Origin of the sequence: Propioniciclava sp. MC1595, from assembly GCF_017569205.1 — a bacterium.
GTDB lineage: Bacteria > Actinomycetota > Actinomycetes > Propionibacteriales > Propionibacteriaceae > Propioniciclava.
The window spans coordinates 2663790-2679024 of sequence record NZ_CP071870.1; the positions used below are offsets into that span (position 1 = coordinate 2663790).

The 15235-nt window shown below is 72.4% G+C and carries 11 protein-coding genes and 1 pseudogene; 9 read left to right on the forward strand and 3 right to left on the reverse strand.

Translation table 11 applies throughout. From position 1 onward, the window contains the following. The first annotated feature begins 44 nt into the window (after positions 1 to 44). Positions 45 to 995 (forward strand): 1-phosphofructokinase family hexose kinase, encoded by a 951-nt coding sequence (locus tag J4N02_RS12900; protein ID WP_188332938.1) that lies wholly within the window; start codon positions 45 to 47, stop codon positions 993 to 995. Here the strand turns inward: J4N02_RS12900 and J4N02_RS12910 are convergent. After that, positions 996 to 2560, reverse strand: a pseudogene (locus tag J4N02_RS12910) (succinic semialdehyde dehydrogenase). It lies immediately after the preceding gene. A gap of 255 nt (positions 2561 to 2815) precedes the next feature. On the opposite strand from J4N02_RS12910, the gene J4N02_RS12915 reads away from it, so the two are divergent. The 5 genes from J4N02_RS12915 to deoC are packed head-to-tail and all read left to right on the forward strand — an operon-like array spanning position 2816 to position 7218. Beyond that, positions 2816 to 3808: an ABC transporter ATP-binding protein gene (locus tag J4N02_RS12915; protein ID WP_223202227.1), complete on the forward strand. Its 993-nt coding sequence runs from the start codon at positions 2816 to 2818 to the stop codon at positions 3806 to 3808. A gap of 25 nt (positions 3809 to 3833) precedes the next feature. After that, positions 3834 to 4661 carry an ABC transporter permease gene (locus J4N02_RS12920; protein WP_188332939.1) on the forward strand — a complete coding sequence of 276 codons (828 nt, stop codon included), beginning with the start codon at positions 3834 to 3836 and terminating at the stop codon, positions 4659 to 4661. Positions 4662 to 4689: 28 nt separating this feature from the next. Next, on the forward strand, positions 4690 to 5934 hold the full coding sequence (locus tag J4N02_RS12925; protein ID WP_208090972.1) for a sensor histidine kinase: 1245 nt from the start codon (positions 4690 to 4692) through the stop codon (positions 5932 to 5934). Then, on the forward strand, positions 5931 to 6536 hold the full coding sequence (locus J4N02_RS12930) for a DNA-binding response regulator (protein WP_188332940.1): 606 nt from the start codon (positions 5931 to 5933) through the stop codon (positions 6534 to 6536). The genes J4N02_RS12925 and J4N02_RS12930 overlap by 4 nt, the downstream gene beginning before the upstream one ends. Positions 6537 to 6552: 16 nt before the next feature. Beyond that, positions 6553 to 7218, forward strand: coding sequence for a deoxyribose-phosphate aldolase (gene deoC / locus J4N02_RS12935; protein ID WP_182815382.1), 666 nt, complete (start codon positions 6553 to 6555; stop codon positions 7216 to 7218). A gap of 28 nt (positions 7219 to 7246) precedes the next feature. Here deoC and J4N02_RS12940 read toward each other — a convergent pair whose 3' ends face one another. Together J4N02_RS12940 and ppdK are read right to left on the reverse strand one after the other, a co-directional pair. After that, on the reverse strand, positions 7247 to 9001 hold the full coding sequence (locus J4N02_RS12940) for a SulP family inorganic anion transporter (protein WP_208090973.1): 1755 nt from the start codon (positions 8999 to 9001) through the stop codon (positions 7247 to 7249). A 131-nt stretch (positions 9002 to 9132) separates the two neighbouring features. After that, positions 9133 to 11787 (reverse strand): pyruvate, phosphate dikinase, encoded by a 2655-nt coding sequence (gene ppdK, locus J4N02_RS12945; protein WP_188332941.1) that lies wholly within the window; start codon positions 11785 to 11787, stop codon positions 9133 to 9135. A gap of 172 nt (positions 11788 to 11959) precedes the next feature. On the opposite strand from ppdK, the gene J4N02_RS12950 reads away from it, so the two are divergent. From J4N02_RS12950 to J4N02_RS12960, 3 genes are read left to right on the forward strand one after another with little or no spacing between them, the layout of a single operon-like run. Then, a complete protein-coding gene (locus tag J4N02_RS12950; protein ID WP_188332942.1) occupies positions 11960 to 12991 on the forward strand; it encodes a class I SAM-dependent methyltransferase in 1032 nt (343 codons plus the stop codon). Continuing rightward, complete coding sequence (locus J4N02_RS12955) at positions 12988 to 13803, forward strand: YwiC-like family protein (protein ID WP_188332943.1); 816 nt, start codon at positions 12988 to 12990, stop codon at positions 13801 to 13803. The genes J4N02_RS12950 and J4N02_RS12955 overlap by 4 nt, the downstream gene beginning before the upstream one ends. 45 nt (positions 13804 to 13848) lie before the next feature. Continuing rightward, positions 13849 to 15210, forward strand: a complete 1362-nt coding sequence (locus J4N02_RS12960; protein WP_188332944.1) for a glycoside-pentoside-hexuronide (GPH):cation symporter — start codon at positions 13849 to 13851, stop codon at positions 15208 to 15210. The last annotated feature ends 25 nt before the right edge of the window (positions 15211 to 15235 follow it).

Sequence of the window (15235 nt, forward strand, 5' to 3'; positions counted from 1 at the left end):
GGCGCAGCGCCCGGGGGACGCGTCCCCCGGGATAACCTCGTATGGTGATCATCACCTTCACGGCGAACCCGAGCCTCGATCGCAGCGCACCGCTGGCCCGCGACCTGCGCGTCGCCCGGCTGAACCGGCTCGGGCAGGTCTACCGACTCGCCTCCGGCAAGGGGGTCAACGTGAGCGCGGCTGTGCACGCCGCCGGCCACCCCACCCTCGCCATCGTCCCGGTGGACACCAGCGACCCGCTGGCCGAGGCGCTGCGCAGCCGTGGCGTCCCGAGCCGCATGGTCCCGGTCGGACGCCGTGCGCGCACCAACCTCTCGATCACCCACCCCGACGGCAGCACCACCCGCTTCATCGAGCCCGGCGAGCCGCTGACGCCGGAGAACCAGACGGCACTGGTGAGCGCCCTGCTCGCCTCCCTGCCGGGGGCCTCGTGGCTGGCGCTGTGCGGCAGCCTGCCGCCGGGCGCCCCCGTCGACTGGTACGTGAAGCTCACCGAGATGGCCCACTCCGTCGGCGTCCGGGTGGCCGTTGACGCCGACGGTCCCGCCCTGGACGCCGTGATCAGCCACGCGCACGCAACCCCGCCCGACCTCCTCTCCCCCAACGTGGCCGAGCTGCAGAAGGCGACCGGACGCTCCATCCGGAAGGCGGTCAAGGCGGGCGACCTCCAGCCCGCGATCGATGCCGTGCAGGAACTGCACAACCGGGGGGTCCCGCGCGTGCTCGCCACGCTGGGCCCCCAGGGCGCCCTCCTCTCCTGCGAGGACGGCCTGTGGCACGCCGAGCCCGACCCGGTCCAGCCGGTGTCGGTGATGGGGGCGGGGGACGCCGCGTTGGCCGGCTGCCTGCTCATCAGCACGCGAACACAGGACCCGGCGCTGTGCCTCGACCGCGCCGTCGCCTACGGGACGGCGACCGTGCTCAAGCCGGGCTCCGAGGTGCCGACCCCGGCGGACGCCGACGCGATCCCCCTCACCGTGCGCAAGCTGGCCTGATCACAGGCGCAGCGCCCGCATCACCTTGAGCGCTCCCGTCATCACCTCGGCGAACTTCTCCCGCGACGCACCCGTGGGCGCACCCAGGCCCATCCCGCGCTGGGTCGCGACGGCCTGCACCTGCGTGAAGCGCAGCAGGCCCTCGGGCCCCTGGCGTCGCCCCAGGCCCGACTGCCCCATGCCGCCCATCGGGGCCGACAGCGACCCGAAGCTGGCCGCGATGGCCTCGTTCACGTTGACCGTGCCGCACCTGATCCGGGACGCCAGCGCCCGGGCTCGCGCGTGGTCGCGGCTCCAGACGGCCGCGTTCAGTCCGTAGGTGGAGTCGTTGGCCAGTGCGAGGGCCTCCTCCTCGGTGTCGAACGGGTAAGGGAGACCACGGGGCCGAACGTCTCGTCGCGGAAGCACTCCATGTCCTCGCTGACGCCCTCCAGCACCGTCGGCTCGAAACTCCACGGCGCGAGGTCGGGGCGGTGGCGTCCGCCGACGAGCACGGTCGCGCCCTTCGCGCGGGCATCCTCGACGTGCGCCTGCACCTTGTCGAGTTGGGCCGCCGAGGTGAGGGTGCCGACCTCGCCGGTCCAGTCCAGGCCGGGGCGCAGTTCGAGGGCAGCGACGGCCGCGACGAACCGGTCGCGGAAGTCCGCGTACACCGCTCGGGCGACGTACAACCGCTCGAAGCTGGCGCACAGCTGGCCCGCGTTGGAGAAGCAGCCGCGGAGCGCCCCGTCGACCGCCGCGTCCAGGTCGGCGTCCGCGCACACGACCATGGGGTTCTTGCCGCCCAGTTCCAGGCTGGAGGCGACCAGCCGCTCGGCCGCCCCCACCCCGACCTTGCGGCCCGTGGCCGTGGAGCCGGTGAAGCAGACGTGGTCGCCGCGCTCGACCAGCGCCGTGCCGATCTCGCCGCCGGGCCCGGTCACCACCTGCCACACGTCGTCCGGGACGCCCGCGCGCCGCAGCAGCTCCAACCCGGCCAGCGCGGTCAGGACGGTCAGGGCGTCCGGCTTGGCCACCACCGCGTTGCCCGCCGCCAGCGCGGCGAGTCCGTCGGCCATCGCCATGGTGAGCGGGTAGTTCCACGGCGAGATGACCGACACCACGCCCTTGGGGTGGTGGTGCACGTCGATGCGCGTCAGCCCCGGAAACACGCCCCGACGGCGCTGCGGCCGCAGGAAGCCGGCCGCGTACTGCCCGTAGTAGCGGGCCGTCATCGCGAGGTGGAAGACCTCCTCGACGGCGTCCTTGCGCGCCTTGCCGGACTCGGCGACGATCACGTCGGCCAGCTCGGCCTGCGCGGCGAGCAGCAAGTCGTGGAACGCCAGCAGGCGGCGTCCACGTTCGGACGCCCCCAGCTCGGCCCAGGCGGGTTGCGCGGCGCGGGCGGACGCGAACGCGGCATCCACGTCGTCCAGCGTCGACTGGGGGACGTCGGCCAGGTGGCTGCCGTCGAGCGGGGACGCCGTGGCGTCCGTCTCGCCCGAGGTCGCTCGGGCCAGGGGCAGCAGGCGGCGCACCGTGGCGTCCGGGAGCAGGAGTGCGGCGTCGGAGCGGGTCGCGGTCATGCCATCAGCCTATGCACGATCCCGGGCCACCACGGCTCCGATGGGCATCGTGCTGGCCACCTGCAGGACCGACACTCGACGCCTCCCAGACCCCCTCGTGGCGGGGTCGAGTGTCGGTCCTGCGGTTGTCCACAGGCACACGCCGTGATTCCCGAGGGCGACCCAGGCCCTCGGCGGTGTGGTGTGAGGTTTGTCATGGTGAAGTGGTGAAGCGCAGCACTGGGGGCCGGCGCGATCCGGGGCGAGTCTGGATGCATGACCACGACAGCCCACATGCCCACCGCCCCCGGCGCCGCCCGCACCGACGAGGTGATCGTCCTGTCCGGCGTGCGCCGCAGCTACACGACGGCGTCCCGCCTCAACCTCCTGTCCGGTCGCCGGGTTCCGACCGCGTCCTTCGAGGCCGTCCGGGGCGTCGACCTGAGCGTGCGCCGCGGCGAGCTGTTCGCGCTGCTCGGCACGAACGGGGCGGGCAAGACCTCGACGGTCGAGCTCATCGAGGGGCTGGCGAGGCCGTCCGCCGGTGAGATCCGGGTGCTGGGCCACGACCCGGTGGCCGAGCGCGGGCGCGTCCGGTTCCGAACGGGCGTCGTCCTGCAGAGCTCGGGCTTCCCCTCCGCCCTGACCGTCGCCGAGATGGCGCGCCTGTGGCACGGCACCCTGACCCGCCCGCTGCCGGTCGACGCCATGCTCGAAGCGGTCGACCTCGCGGGCCGCGCCGACGTGGAGACCAACAAGCTCTCGGGCGGCGAGCGCCGTCGCCTCGACGTCGCGCTGGCGCTGATGGCCGACCCTGAGGTGCTCATCCTCGACGAACCCACCACCGGCCTGGACCCCGAGAGCCGCCGCACCATCTGGGGGCTGGTCACCGGCCTGGTCGAGCGCGGCAGCGCCGTCCTGCTCACCACGCACTACCTCGAGGAGGCCGAGCAGCTCGCCGACCGGATCGCGATCATGCACGCCGGCGTCATCGCCCGCGAGGGCACGCTCGCCGAGATCGTCGCCGACACGCCCTCGCGCATCACGTTCACCCGGCCAGAGCACCTCGACCTGGCCCTCCTCGAGACCCCCGGCGCCCGCGTCCACGTCACCGACGAGGTCGTGATCGAAACCCCCACCCTGCAGGACACCCTCGCCCGTGTGCTGGCCTGGGCCGGCCACGAGCCGCTGGGCTCGCTGAACGCCCGTGTCGCCTCGCTGGAGCAGGTGTTCCTCGCCGTCGCCGACCGGCCGCTCACCAACGCCTGACCCCACCCCGACAAGGAGACCCACGATGACCATCACCACCGCCACCACCCAACCTGACGCCGCGACTTCCGCCCCGGCCGCCCGCGGCAGCTTCTGGCGCCGCTTCGGCGCGCTGGTCGCCGCCGAGAGCCGCATCCTCGTCCGCAACCGGACGGCCCTGTTCACCGCGATCGCCATGCCGCCGCTGATTGCCTTCGCGTTCTCGGGGCTGTCGATGGACCGCGCCGCCCTCGGCGTCGTCCTGACCATGATGATGGTCGGCAGCGCACTGATGTTCGTCCTGTACTTCACGATGGTCACCTCGCTGGTTGCGCGCCGCGAGCAGCTCGTGCTGAAGCGCCTGGCGGCCGGCGAGCCCACGCCGCTGGAGATCCTGCTGGCCCCCGCCGTCCCCCTGCTGGCGTTGTTCCTCGTCCAGTCCGGGCTCGCCATCGGGGGCGCCGTCGCCCTCGGCACCCCGTTCGCCCACCCGTGGGCGCTGGTCCTCGCCGTCGTCGGCGGCGCCGCCACCTGGACGGCCCTGGCCATCTGGAGCGCCACCTGGACGCGGACCGTCGAGTCGGCCCAGCTGACGACGATGCCGCTGATCCTCGTCGCGATGCTGCTGTCGGGCTTCTCGCTGCCGCTCACGATCCTGCCGGACGTGGTGCAGCGCTTCGCCCACTGGCTGCCCATGACGCCGGTGATCGACCTCATCAACCTGGCCCACCTCGGCACCGGTACCTCGGGGGAGGCGCTGGCCGGGGGCGCCCTGGTGGGCGCGACGACCGGCATGATCTTGCCGATGCTGCTGTGGACCGCCCTGGCCCTCTACGCCGGGCTGCGCGGCTTCCGCTGGGACCCGCGCGGCTAGGCTCGCAGCCGCGAGGAGAGGAGTGACCATGAGCACCGTCAGTCAGGGCGTGAAGCGCACCGAGAGCTACGTCTACAACAGCCTGCACTGGGCCTTCCCGCTCGCGCCGATCCTCGCCCTGTCCACGGCCTTCGGGCCCTGGCCGGTGGCGATCCGCATCGCGTTCATCGCCGCCACGGTGGTGGCCTCTCTCGCGGGGCTGTCGGTGCTGCACACGGCACTGCGCGACGCCGACCTGCTCCCACCCAGCGGCTGGGACGCCGTACGCGTCGGCCGCCTGACCCCGGTGGTGGCGGTCTGGGCGGTGGCGTCGGTGGCCACCGTCCTGCTGGCCGGGACGCCGGGCTGGCGGGACCTGTTCAGCGCGATCACGGTCCCCGGCTACCTGGGCGGCGCCCTCGCCCTGCCCCTGCTGGCCCTGCCACGCGCCTCGGGACGTCCGGTCCGCCCCGTGCTGGTCGGCCTGGTCGCGATCGTGCTGGCCGAGGCCGCCCTCTGGGGCACCCTCGCCTCCTCGGACCCCGAGCAGCGGGTCACCCAGATCACCGCCGCCTACTGGGTGGGGTTCGCCGCGGCCGTGGTCGTGGGCTTCGCCCAGATGTTCCTCAACGTGCTGGCCACCACCCGTGAGCTCGAACGCGCCCGCGTCGACGGCGCCCGCCTGGCCGTCACCGAGGAGCGCCTGCGCTTCAGCCGCGACCTGCACGACGTCTTCGGCCGCACCCTCTCCGCGGTCGCGCTCAAGGCTGAACTCGGGGCACGCCAGGCCGAGGCGGGGCGTCCCGAGGCCGCCGCCACCATGCGCGAGGTGCAGGCCATCGCGACGGACGCCCTCGCCGAGGTCCGCGACGTGGTGCGCGGCTACCGCGCGGCCGACCTGGCCGCCGAGGTGGCCGGCGCGCGGGCGCTGCTGGAGTCCGCGGGGGTCCGGGTCTCCACCACCACCGCCGCGACCCTGCCCGCACCGGTCAGCCGCGCGTTCGGCTGGGTCGTCCGCGAGGCGGCCACCAACGTCCTGCGGCACTCGGACGCCACCGACGCCGGCATCGCGGTCCACCGCGACGGGGCCGGGGCGACGCTCACCGTCACCAACGACCGCCCCCGCCCGGGGCGTCCGGACGCCGCGGGCTCGGGCCTGGCGGGCCTGGCCGAACGCCTCGCCGAGGTCGGTGGGTCGCTGCACGCCGAGCAGCGGGACGGTAGCTTCGTGCTCACCGCGACCGTGGACGCCGCCACCCTGGCCCGTCTGGAGGTCGCCGAGGAGGGCGCGTGATCCGTATCGTCGTTGCCGACGACGAGCACCTCATCCGCGAGGCGCTGGTGTCGTTGCTGGGCCTCGAGGACGACCTCGAGGTCGTCGCGCAGGCCGCCTCGGGCGACGAGGCGCTGGCCGTCGCCCGCAAGCACGCCCCCGACGTCGCCGTGCTCGACCTGCAGATGCCGGGGCTCTCGGGGACCGAGGTGGCCGCGGCGCTGGCGTCCGAGCTGCCGGGGTGCGCCTGCGTGATCGTCACCTCGCACGGGCTGCCCGGGCACCTGAAGCAGGCGCTCGCGGTCGGCGTGCGCGGGTTCGTGCCGAAGATGATCTCGGGGTCGGGCCTGGCCGCCGTGATCCGCACCGTGCACGCGGGCGGGCGCCACGTCGACCCCGAACTGGCCGCCGACGCCATCGCGGCCGGCGACTCCCCGCTCACCGCTCGCGAGGCCGACGTGCTGGCGGCCGCCGGTGACGGGGCGCCCGTCGAGGAGATCGCCGCGCGCCTCCACCTGTCCCCGGGCACCGTGCGCAACTACCTCAGCTCGGCCATGGGCAAGCTGCACGCGGCCACCCGGCACGAGGCGGCCCGCGTCGCCCGCGAGCACGGCTGGGCGTAGCGTTAGGCTGGCGCCCATGCTCGAACGGACCGAACTCGCCCGCCTCGTCGACCACACCCTCCTGTCCCCGACGGCCACGGCCGCCGACGTGGAGGCCCTCGCCGCCGAGGCCGCAGACCTGGGCACCTACTCCATCTGCGTCTCCCCCTCCATGCTGCCGCTGCCGTTCTCGCCGCGCGTGAAGGTCGCCACGGTGGTCGGCTTCCCCTCGGGCAAGCACACCCCCGAGACGAAAGCGTTCGAGGCCGCCGAGGCCGTCCGCAACGGCGCCGACGAGGTCGACATGGTCATCGACATCGGGGCGCTGAAGTCCGGCGACGCCACCCACACGGAGGACGAGATCCGCGCCGTGCGCGACGCCGTCCCCGCCCCGGGCATCCTCAAGGTCATCATCGAGTCGGCGGCCCTGACCGACGACGAGATCGTGGCCGCCTGCACGGCCGCCGAGGCCGCCGGCGCCGACTTCGTGAAGACCTCCACCGGCTTCCACCCCTCCGGTGGCGCCTCCGAGCACGCGGTCGCGCTCATGGCGCAAACCGTCGGCGGGCGCCTCGGCGTCAAGGCGTCCGGTGGCATCCGCGACTGGGACGCCGCGCAGGCCATGGTTGCCGCCGGCGCCACCCGCCTGGGCCTCTCCGGCACCCGCGCGGTGCTCGACGGGGGGACGTCCGAGGGCTACTGACCCCGACCGACATCATCCTCGGCAGGGGCTAGGCCCCGCCACCCGCCGGGTCGGCGTCCCGGGCCCGGACGTCGCCGACCGCGATGTCGAGGGCCTGCGACAGCTCCCGCACGTAGCGGTCGGCCGGGAGGCCCACCATGAGGAGCGCGGTCTGCACCTGGCTGGGCGTCATGCCCTGCACGACCAGGCCGACGCCACGGCGTGCGAGGGCCCGGGCCACGTCAGCCAGCGCCTCGGCGCCCGAGGCGTCGAACACGTTCATCCGGTGGCAACGCACGATCACGGCGTCCACACCGGCCTCGACCGCCTCGACCTCCTCGACGAAGCGGCGGGCGTCACCGTAGAACAGGGCCCCGTCGACGCGGTAGATGGCGATGCGGTGCCGCATCGACTCCTGCTCGGGCAGCAGGTCGATCCAGCCCTCGCGGGTGTCGGCGGGCAGGTGCTGGCGGAACACCGCCGAGTACGACGCCATGTGCCGCAGGCTCATGACGGCGGCCATCGCGAAGCCGAGCAGCACCGCCATGACCAGGTCGAGCACGACGGTCGCGGCGAAGGTGAGCAGCAGGGTGTTGCGGTCGGCGCGCGTCGCGGCCATGACCGGGCGCAGCGCCTTGATGTCGACCATGCGCAGCGCGGTCATCACGAGCACCCCGCCGAGGGCCGCCATGGGGATGCGGGCCACGACCGGGGAGGCGAACGCCATCACGCCCAGCAGCACGACCGCGTGGAACACCACCGCCAGCCGGGTGCGTCCGCCGGTGCGGGCGTTGACCGCGGTGCGGGCGATCGCGCCCGTCGCGGGCAGGCCGCCGAACAGGCCCGAGGCCACGTTGGCCAGCCCTTGGCCGACCAGCTCGCGGTCGGGCTTGGTGCGGGTCACCTCGGGCACCATGCCGTCGGCGACGCGCGCCGACAGCAGCGACTCCAGGGCCGCGAGCGCGGCCACGGCCAGGGCGGGGGCGGCCAGGCCCTGGATCGTGCGCCAGTCGAAGCTGGGCAGGCTGGGCGCGGGCAGGGAGGTCGGGAGCGCGCCGATCCGCGCCACGTCGAGCGACATCAACTCGGCCACGACCGTCGCCACGATGATCGCCACCAGCGACAACGGGACGCCGCGGGCCACCCTCTCGCCCACCAGGTGGAGGGCGACGACCAGCGCCATGATCGCCAGCGGCGCGACCGCCGCGGCCCAGTCGGTGCCGGCGATGGTGTTCCACGCCGACACCAGCGAGGACTCACCCTCGCCCTTCTCCGAGCCCAGCACGAGGGGCAGCTGCTGCAGGAAGATGATCACCCCGATGCCGGCGGTGAACCCCTCCACCACGGGTAGCGGGATGAGGTCGACCGACCGCCCGAGGGCCGTCATGCCCATCAGGATCACCATGATCCCGGCCAGGATCGCCAGCGCCGGGACGCTCTCGACCCCGTAGGCCGCGATCACCGGGAGCAGGACGACCGTCATCGCCCCGGTCGGGCCCGACACCTGCAGGTGGCTCCCGCCGAACACCGCGGCGACGATGCCCGCGATGATCGCGGTGACCAGCCCGGCAGTCGCGCCCATGCCGGAGGCCACGCCGAAGCCGAGCGCCAGCGGCAGCGCGACGATGCCCACGGTGAGCCCGGCCATGAGGTCGCGGCGCCACGTGCGCGGCAGCTGCGCGTAGTCGGCCGGCGTCGGCCACAGCCCCTTCAAGCTGATCACGTGCCCGCTCACGGCGTCCCACGCCGAGGCGAGCTGCTCACCCCGCGTGTGGCGCGGCGGCTCGATGCGGTAGTCCGGCACTGCACTCCCCCCTCGATCGCAGGGTAGCGCCCGGGCCGGGTGGCTGCCATCCGGTGCCCACGGCGTCCGGGAACGGCCGACGGCCCCGGGTCGGAACCCGGGGCCGTCGCTGTGGTGCTCGTGTCAGTCGGTCACTGCTCGCGCAGCGCCGCGCGCGCCGCCGCGAGGCGGGCGATCGGCACACGGAACGGGGAGCAGGAGACGTAGTCGAGGCCCGCGCGGTGGAAGAACTCCACGGATTCGGGGTCGCCACCGTGCTCACCGCACACGCCGGTCTTCAGGCCCGGCTTGGTGGAACGGCCCTTCTCGACGCCCATCTCGACCAGCTGGCCGACGCCGGACTGGTCCAGGGACTCGAACGGGTTCTTGCTCATGACCTCGGCGTCCACGTAGTGGCCCAGGAAGCCCGCCTCGGCGTCGTCACGGCTGATGCCGATGCCGGTCTGGGTGAGGTCGTTGGTGCCGAAGGAGAAGAAGTCCGCGGCCTCGGCGATCTCGTTCGCGGTCAGGGCCGCGCGCGGGATCTCGATCATCGTGCCGACCGTGTAGTCGAGGCGCTTGCCGGCCTTCTCGAACTCGTCCTCGACGGCCTTCACGACGATGTCGCGCTGGACCTCGAGCTCCTTCTTGATCACCACGAGCGGGACCATGATCTCGATGCCCGCGGTCTCGCCCTCGCGCTCCTGGACGGCCAGGGCCGCACGGATGATGGCGCGGGCCTGCATCTCGGGGATCGACGGGTAGAGCATCGCGAGGCGGCAGCCACGGGTGCCGAGCATCGGGTTCTGCTCGTGGAGGCTCTTCACCTGGGCCAGCAGCGTGCGCTCCCTGGCCAGGTCCTCCTCGGAGCCACCGGTCAGCTCGAGCTTCTGCACCAGCAGCGACTGGTCGACGATGTTCGGGAGGAACTCGTGCAGCGGCGGGTCGAGCAGGCGCACCGTGACCGGCAGGCCCTTCATCGCCGAGAAGATCTCCTCGAAGTCGGCCTGCTGCAGCGGGAGGATCTCCTCCAGCGCCGCGGCGCGCTCCTCCTCGTTGGTGGCGAGAATCATCTTGCGCACGCTGGGGAGGCGGTCGGCCGCCATGAACATGTGCTCGGTGCGGGCCAGGCCGATGCCCTCGGCGCCCAGTTCGCGGGCCTTGGAGGCGTCCTCGAAGTTCTCCGCGTTGGCGCGGACGCCGAGGCGGCGGTACTCGTCGGCCCAGGCGCCGACCTGCTCGAAGTCCTCGTTGATCGACGGCGGGACGAGCGGGGCCGCGCCCTCGAAGACCTCACCGGTGGTGCCGTTCAGCGTCAGCGTGTCGCCGGTGCCGTAGGTCTTGTCGCCGATGGTGACGGTCTCGCCCTTGGGGTCGATCTTGATGCCGGGGGCACCCGCGACGCAGGTGATGCCCATGCCGCGCGCGACGACGGCCGCGTGCGAGGTCATGCCGCCGTGGGCGGTCAGGACGCCCTGGGACACCATGACGCCGTGGATGTCGTCGGGGGTCGTCTCGTAGCGGACCAGGATGACGCTCTCACCCTTGCCACCGCGCTCGGCGGCGTCGTCGGCGTTGAAGGAGAGCGCGCCCACCGCGGCACCCGGGGAGGCCGGCAGGCCCTTGACGATCGCCGTCGCCTTGAAGTCGGGGTCGATGGCGGGGTGCAGGAGGGCGTCCAGGTCGGAGGGGTTGATGCGCAGCAGCGCCTCCTCCTTGGTGATGAGGCCCTCGTCGACCATGTCGACGGCCGACTTCACCGCGGCGGCGGCGGTGCGCTTGCCGTTGCGGGTCTGCAGCATGTAGAGCTTGCGGTCCTCGATCGTGAACTCCATGTCCTGGAGGTCCTTGTTGTGCAGCTCGAGCTTGTCCATGGTGGCGAGCAGCTCGTGGAAGGCCTCGGGGAGCACGTCCTCCATCTCGGCCAGGTTGCGCGGGGTGCGGATGCCGGCGACGACGTCCTCGCCCTGGGCGTTGGTCAGGAACTCGCCGTAGAGCTCCTTGGCGCCGGTGGAGGGGTTGCGGGAGAAGCACACGCCGGTGGCGGAGGTCTCGCCGCGGTTGCCGAACACCATCTGCTGGACGTTGACGGCCGTGCCCAGGTCGCGGGAGATGCCGTTGGCCTTGCGGTAGACCTCGGCGCGCGGGTTGTTCCAGGACAGGAACACCGCGTTGATGGCGCGCATCAGCTGCTCGCGGGGGTCGGTGGTCCAGTGGCCACCGAGCGCCTCGTTGGCGAGCTCCTTGAACTTCTTCGTGAGGGCCTTCAGGTCCTCGGCGTCCAGGTCGGTGTCGTTGGCGACGCCCTTGGCCTCCTTGGCCTCGGTCAGCGCGTCCTCGAACACGTACTGGTCGACGCCCTCGACGACCTCGCCGTACATCTGGATGAAGCGGCGGTAGCAGTCCCACGCGAAGCGCTCGTTGCCGTCGGCCAGGGCCGCGACGGCGCCGACGGTGTCGTCGGAGATGCCGAGGTTGAGGACGGTGTCCATCATGCCGGGCATCGAGAAGACGGCGCCGGAGCGGATGGAGACCAGCAGGGGGTTCTCGGTCGAGCCGAGGACCTTGCCCGTGCGCTCCTCGAGGCGGTCGAGGGCGGCCTCGACCTGCTCGCGCAGGCCGGCCGGCCACTCGCCGTTGTTGTTCATCGCGGCCACGCAGGCCTGCGTCGTCACGGTGAAGGCGTCGGGAACGGGGACGCCGATGCGGTTCATCTCGGCGAGGTTGGCACCCTTGCCACCGAGCAGGCTCTTCAGCGACGCGTCGCCCTCGTTGAGGTCGTAGACGTACTTCGTCTGGTCAGTCATGAACTGGATTCTCCTTCATGTGCTCCGAACACGTCGACGTGCAGGCCGTCGGGCCCCGGACGGCGGAGCGGTCCGCCCGGATTGTCCACCCCCCCACCGTAGTGGCTCGGGGCCGGTGCGCATGACCACGGACGCCCGGTCCACGTGCTGGAACGCCGATACGATGGCCCCCATGCCCCTCGATCCGGTCGCCTCCCTGATGCTGGACGAGGCGGGCCCGCTCCCGGCCCGGGTCCTCGTGCTGGACGACGTCGGCGGGGAGCTCACCCAAGCGGCCACCGAGGCAGGGGCTCTGGTGCGGACCTGGTGCGACGACGTGCGCGACCTGGAGGCCGTGCCGCCCCACCTGCGGGTGGCCGGGGTCCTCACCACGGAGGAGTCACCCGAGCTCGTGCTGTGGCGGCTGCCGCAGTCGGTCGCGGCCGTCGAGGACTACGCCGAGTACCTCGCCGCCCGGCTCGACCCGTCGGCCCGGGTGGTCGCGGGCGGCCGGACCAAGCACATGACGGTCGCGTTCAACACGGCGCTGGCGCGCCAGTTCACCACGGTGTCGGCCAGCCTGGGCCGCCAGAAGAGCCGGGTGCTGCACGCGTCGGGCGCCCGTCCGGCACCGCCCCGCTGGCCGATGCGCCGGTACCTGCCCGAGGTCGGGGTCACGGCGGTGGCCCACGGCAACGTCTTCAACACCAACCGGCTCGACGACGGCACCCACCTGCTGCTGCGCACGCTGTCCCGGGCCGCCGGGGAGCCGGTCACCAACGGCGGGCCGCCGCGCGGGGTCGCGCTCGACCTGGGCTGCGGCTCGGGCATCATCGCGACGTGGCTCGCCCAGCGCGGGTGGGCCACCACGGGCGTGGACGCCTCGCTCTCGGCCCTGGTCTCCACCCGGCTCACGGCCCGGACCAACCGCGTCCGCGTCGCCGTGCGCCGCGCCGACATGCTGGCCGGCACCCGCTCGCAGTCGGTGGACCTCCTGGTCACCAACCCGCCCTTCCACATCGGCGCAGCCAAGGACTCCCGACCCACGCTGGCGATGATCCGGGCCGCGGCGTCCGTGCTGCGCCCCGGCGGCGAGATGTGGATGGTGTTCAACTCCCACCTGCCCTACCTGCCCGAACTGCGTCGCCACATCGGCGTGACGACCGTCGAGGCCCAGGACCGCCACTACATCGTGGCCCGAGCCCTGAAGGAGCACGCGTCGTGACCTCACGCGCCGCCGCACGCCCCCGTCCCCACAAGAAGAAACGCGACCCCGGCTGGGTCCCGAACCAGCACGGCGCGTGGGCGATGCTGGTCGTGCCGTTCCTGCTGGGCACCTACCTGCGCCTGCGCGACGGCGAGCCCGGGTGGTTCCTCATCCCACTGTTCGCCTGCTGGATGCTGGGCTACTTCGCCTTCAACGCCGCCTCGGGGTGGCTCAAGGCGCCCCAGAAGCGCAAGCACCAGTGGGTGAAGCCGCTCGCGGTCTACGGGGCGACCTCCGTCGTGTCCGGCCTGATCGCCCTGCTCCTGGCGGGCTGGCCCCTGCTGACCTGGGCGCCGGCGTTCGTGCCCCTCCTGCTCCCGGCCCTGTGGCTGGCCGCGCAGCGCAACGAGCGGGCCACGGTGGGCGGCGGCCTGACGATCGCCGCGGCGTCCCTCATGGTGCCGATCGCGCGCCACCCCAACGCGCTGGACGCCCTCCGCCCCGAGGCCGGCCCCACCTGGCTGCTGACCCTGCTGGTCTTCGCCTACTTCTTCGGCACCGTGCTGTACGTGAAGACGAACATCCGCGAGCGCGGGCGCCCGGAGTGGATGGTTGCCTCGGTCGCCTACCACGGGGCGTGGGCGATCCTGACCGTTCCGCTCGCGTTCGCGGGTCTCGCGGCGTGGTGGTGGCCGCTGTTCTTCCTGCTGTGCACCGTGCGGGCCTGGCTCATCCCCGGACGGCACTGGTCGGCCAAGCACATCGGCTTCCTCGAGGTCGGCATGAGCACCCTGCTGCTGGTGTGCTTCGCGATCTGGCCGGGGGTCTGAGCGGGCTCCTGTCCCGCGCCGCGCCCCGGCGGTAGGTTGCTCGCCATGGACGCCACCACCACCCGCCGCAACCGGTGGAGCTTCGCGATCGGCACCGTCGGCCGCGACATGGTCTACTCGCTGATGGCGCTGTTCCTGATCGTCTACCTCACCGAGGTGCTCGACCTGGACGACGCCACCCTGTGGTGGGTCAACGGGATCCTGCTCGCCGCCCGCATCTTCGACGCCTTCACCGACATCGTCATGGGCGGCATCATCGACAACACCAACACCCGCTGGGGGCAGTTCAAGCCCTGGATCGTCGCGGGCATGATGTCGGTCGCCCTCGTGACGATCCTGCTGTTCACCGACCTCGGCCTGCGCGGGCCCGGGTACGTGGTGCTGTTCACGGTCGTCTACGTGGCGTGGGGCCTGGCCTGGACGATGAACGACATCGGCTACTGGTCGATGCTGCCCTCCCTCACCCTCGACCAGCGCGAGCGCGAGCGGCTCGGCGCCCTGGCCAAGGTGTTCGCCACGATCGGGCTGTTCACGATCGTGGTGGCGATCATCCCGGTCACCAACGCCCTCGGCGGCGATGCCCGGGCCTGGCAGACCTTCACCATCGGCGCGGTCGCGATCATGATCCTGGGCCAGCTGGTCACGCTGGTCGGGGTGCGCGAGCCCGCCCGGTCGGGCCCGGTGCCGCACACCACCGTCCGCGACGTGGTGCGGGCGATCGGCCGCAACGACCAGCTGCTGTGGACCGCCCTGGCCATGGTGCTGTTCCTCGTCGGCTACAACACCACGACCTCGTTCGGCGTCTACTTCTTCAAGTACGCCTACCGCGACGAGAACATGTTCAGCCCGTTCGCGGCGATCCTGGGGGTGGCGCAGCTGTTCGGCTTCGCGCTGTTCCCGCTGTTGCGCAAGCGTTTCAGCCGGCGCCGGCTGTTCTCCGTCGCCATGGGCCTGGTCGCCCTCGGCTACGTGGTCTTCTTCTTCTCGCCGATGAACATCATCCCCATCGGCATCGCGGGGCTGCTGCTGTTCGTCGGGGCGTCCTTCGTGATCGTGCTGATGATCGTGTTCCTGACCGACTGCATCGAGTACGGCCAGTGGAAGCTCGGCCACCGCAACGGCGCGGTCACGTTCGCCCTGCAGCCCTTCATCAACAAGATCGGCGGGGCGGTCGGCACGGCCATCGTCGGCGCCACCCTGATCATGACCGGCATCAACGCCGCCCGGACCCCCGACGACGTCACCGAGGCCGGCCTGCTCGGCATGCGGCTGATGATGATGGGCTTCCCGATGCTGCTCATGCTGGCCAGCTACCTCGTCTACCTGCGCTTCTACAAGATCGACGAGGAGTTCCACGCACGGATCGTCGCCGACCTCCGCGAGCGGGGCGAACTCGTCGAGTCGTGACGGGGTCTTGCGCAAAACCTGAATG

Excerpts from the sequence above, each read along its gene's own strand:
- J4N02_RS12915 (WP_223202227.1), top strand. The coding sequence starts at position 2,816 with ATGACCACGACAGCCCACATGCCCACCGCCCCCGGCGCCGCCCGCACC.
- J4N02_RS12920 (WP_188332939.1), top strand. The coding sequence starts at position 3,834 with ATGACCATCACCACCGCCACCACCCAACCTGACGCCGCGACTTCCGCC.
- J4N02_RS12925 (WP_208090972.1), top strand. The coding sequence starts at position 4,690 with ATGAGCACCGTCAGTCAGGGCGTGAAGCGCACCGAGAGCTACGTCTAC.
- deoC (WP_182815382.1), top strand. The coding sequence starts at position 6,553 with ATGCTCGAACGGACCGAACTCGCCCGCCTCGTCGACCACACCCTCCTG.
- ppdK (WP_188332941.1), bottom strand. The coding sequence starts at position 11,787 with ATGACTGACCAGACGAAGTACGTCTACGACCTCAACGAGGGCGACGCG.
- J4N02_RS12950 (WP_188332942.1), top strand. The coding sequence starts at position 11,960 with ATGCCCCTCGATCCGGTCGCCTCCCTGATGCTGGACGAGGCGGGCCCG.
- J4N02_RS12960 (WP_188332944.1), top strand. The coding sequence starts at position 13,849 with ATGGACGCCACCACCACCCGCCGCAACCGGTGGAGCTTCGCGATCGGC.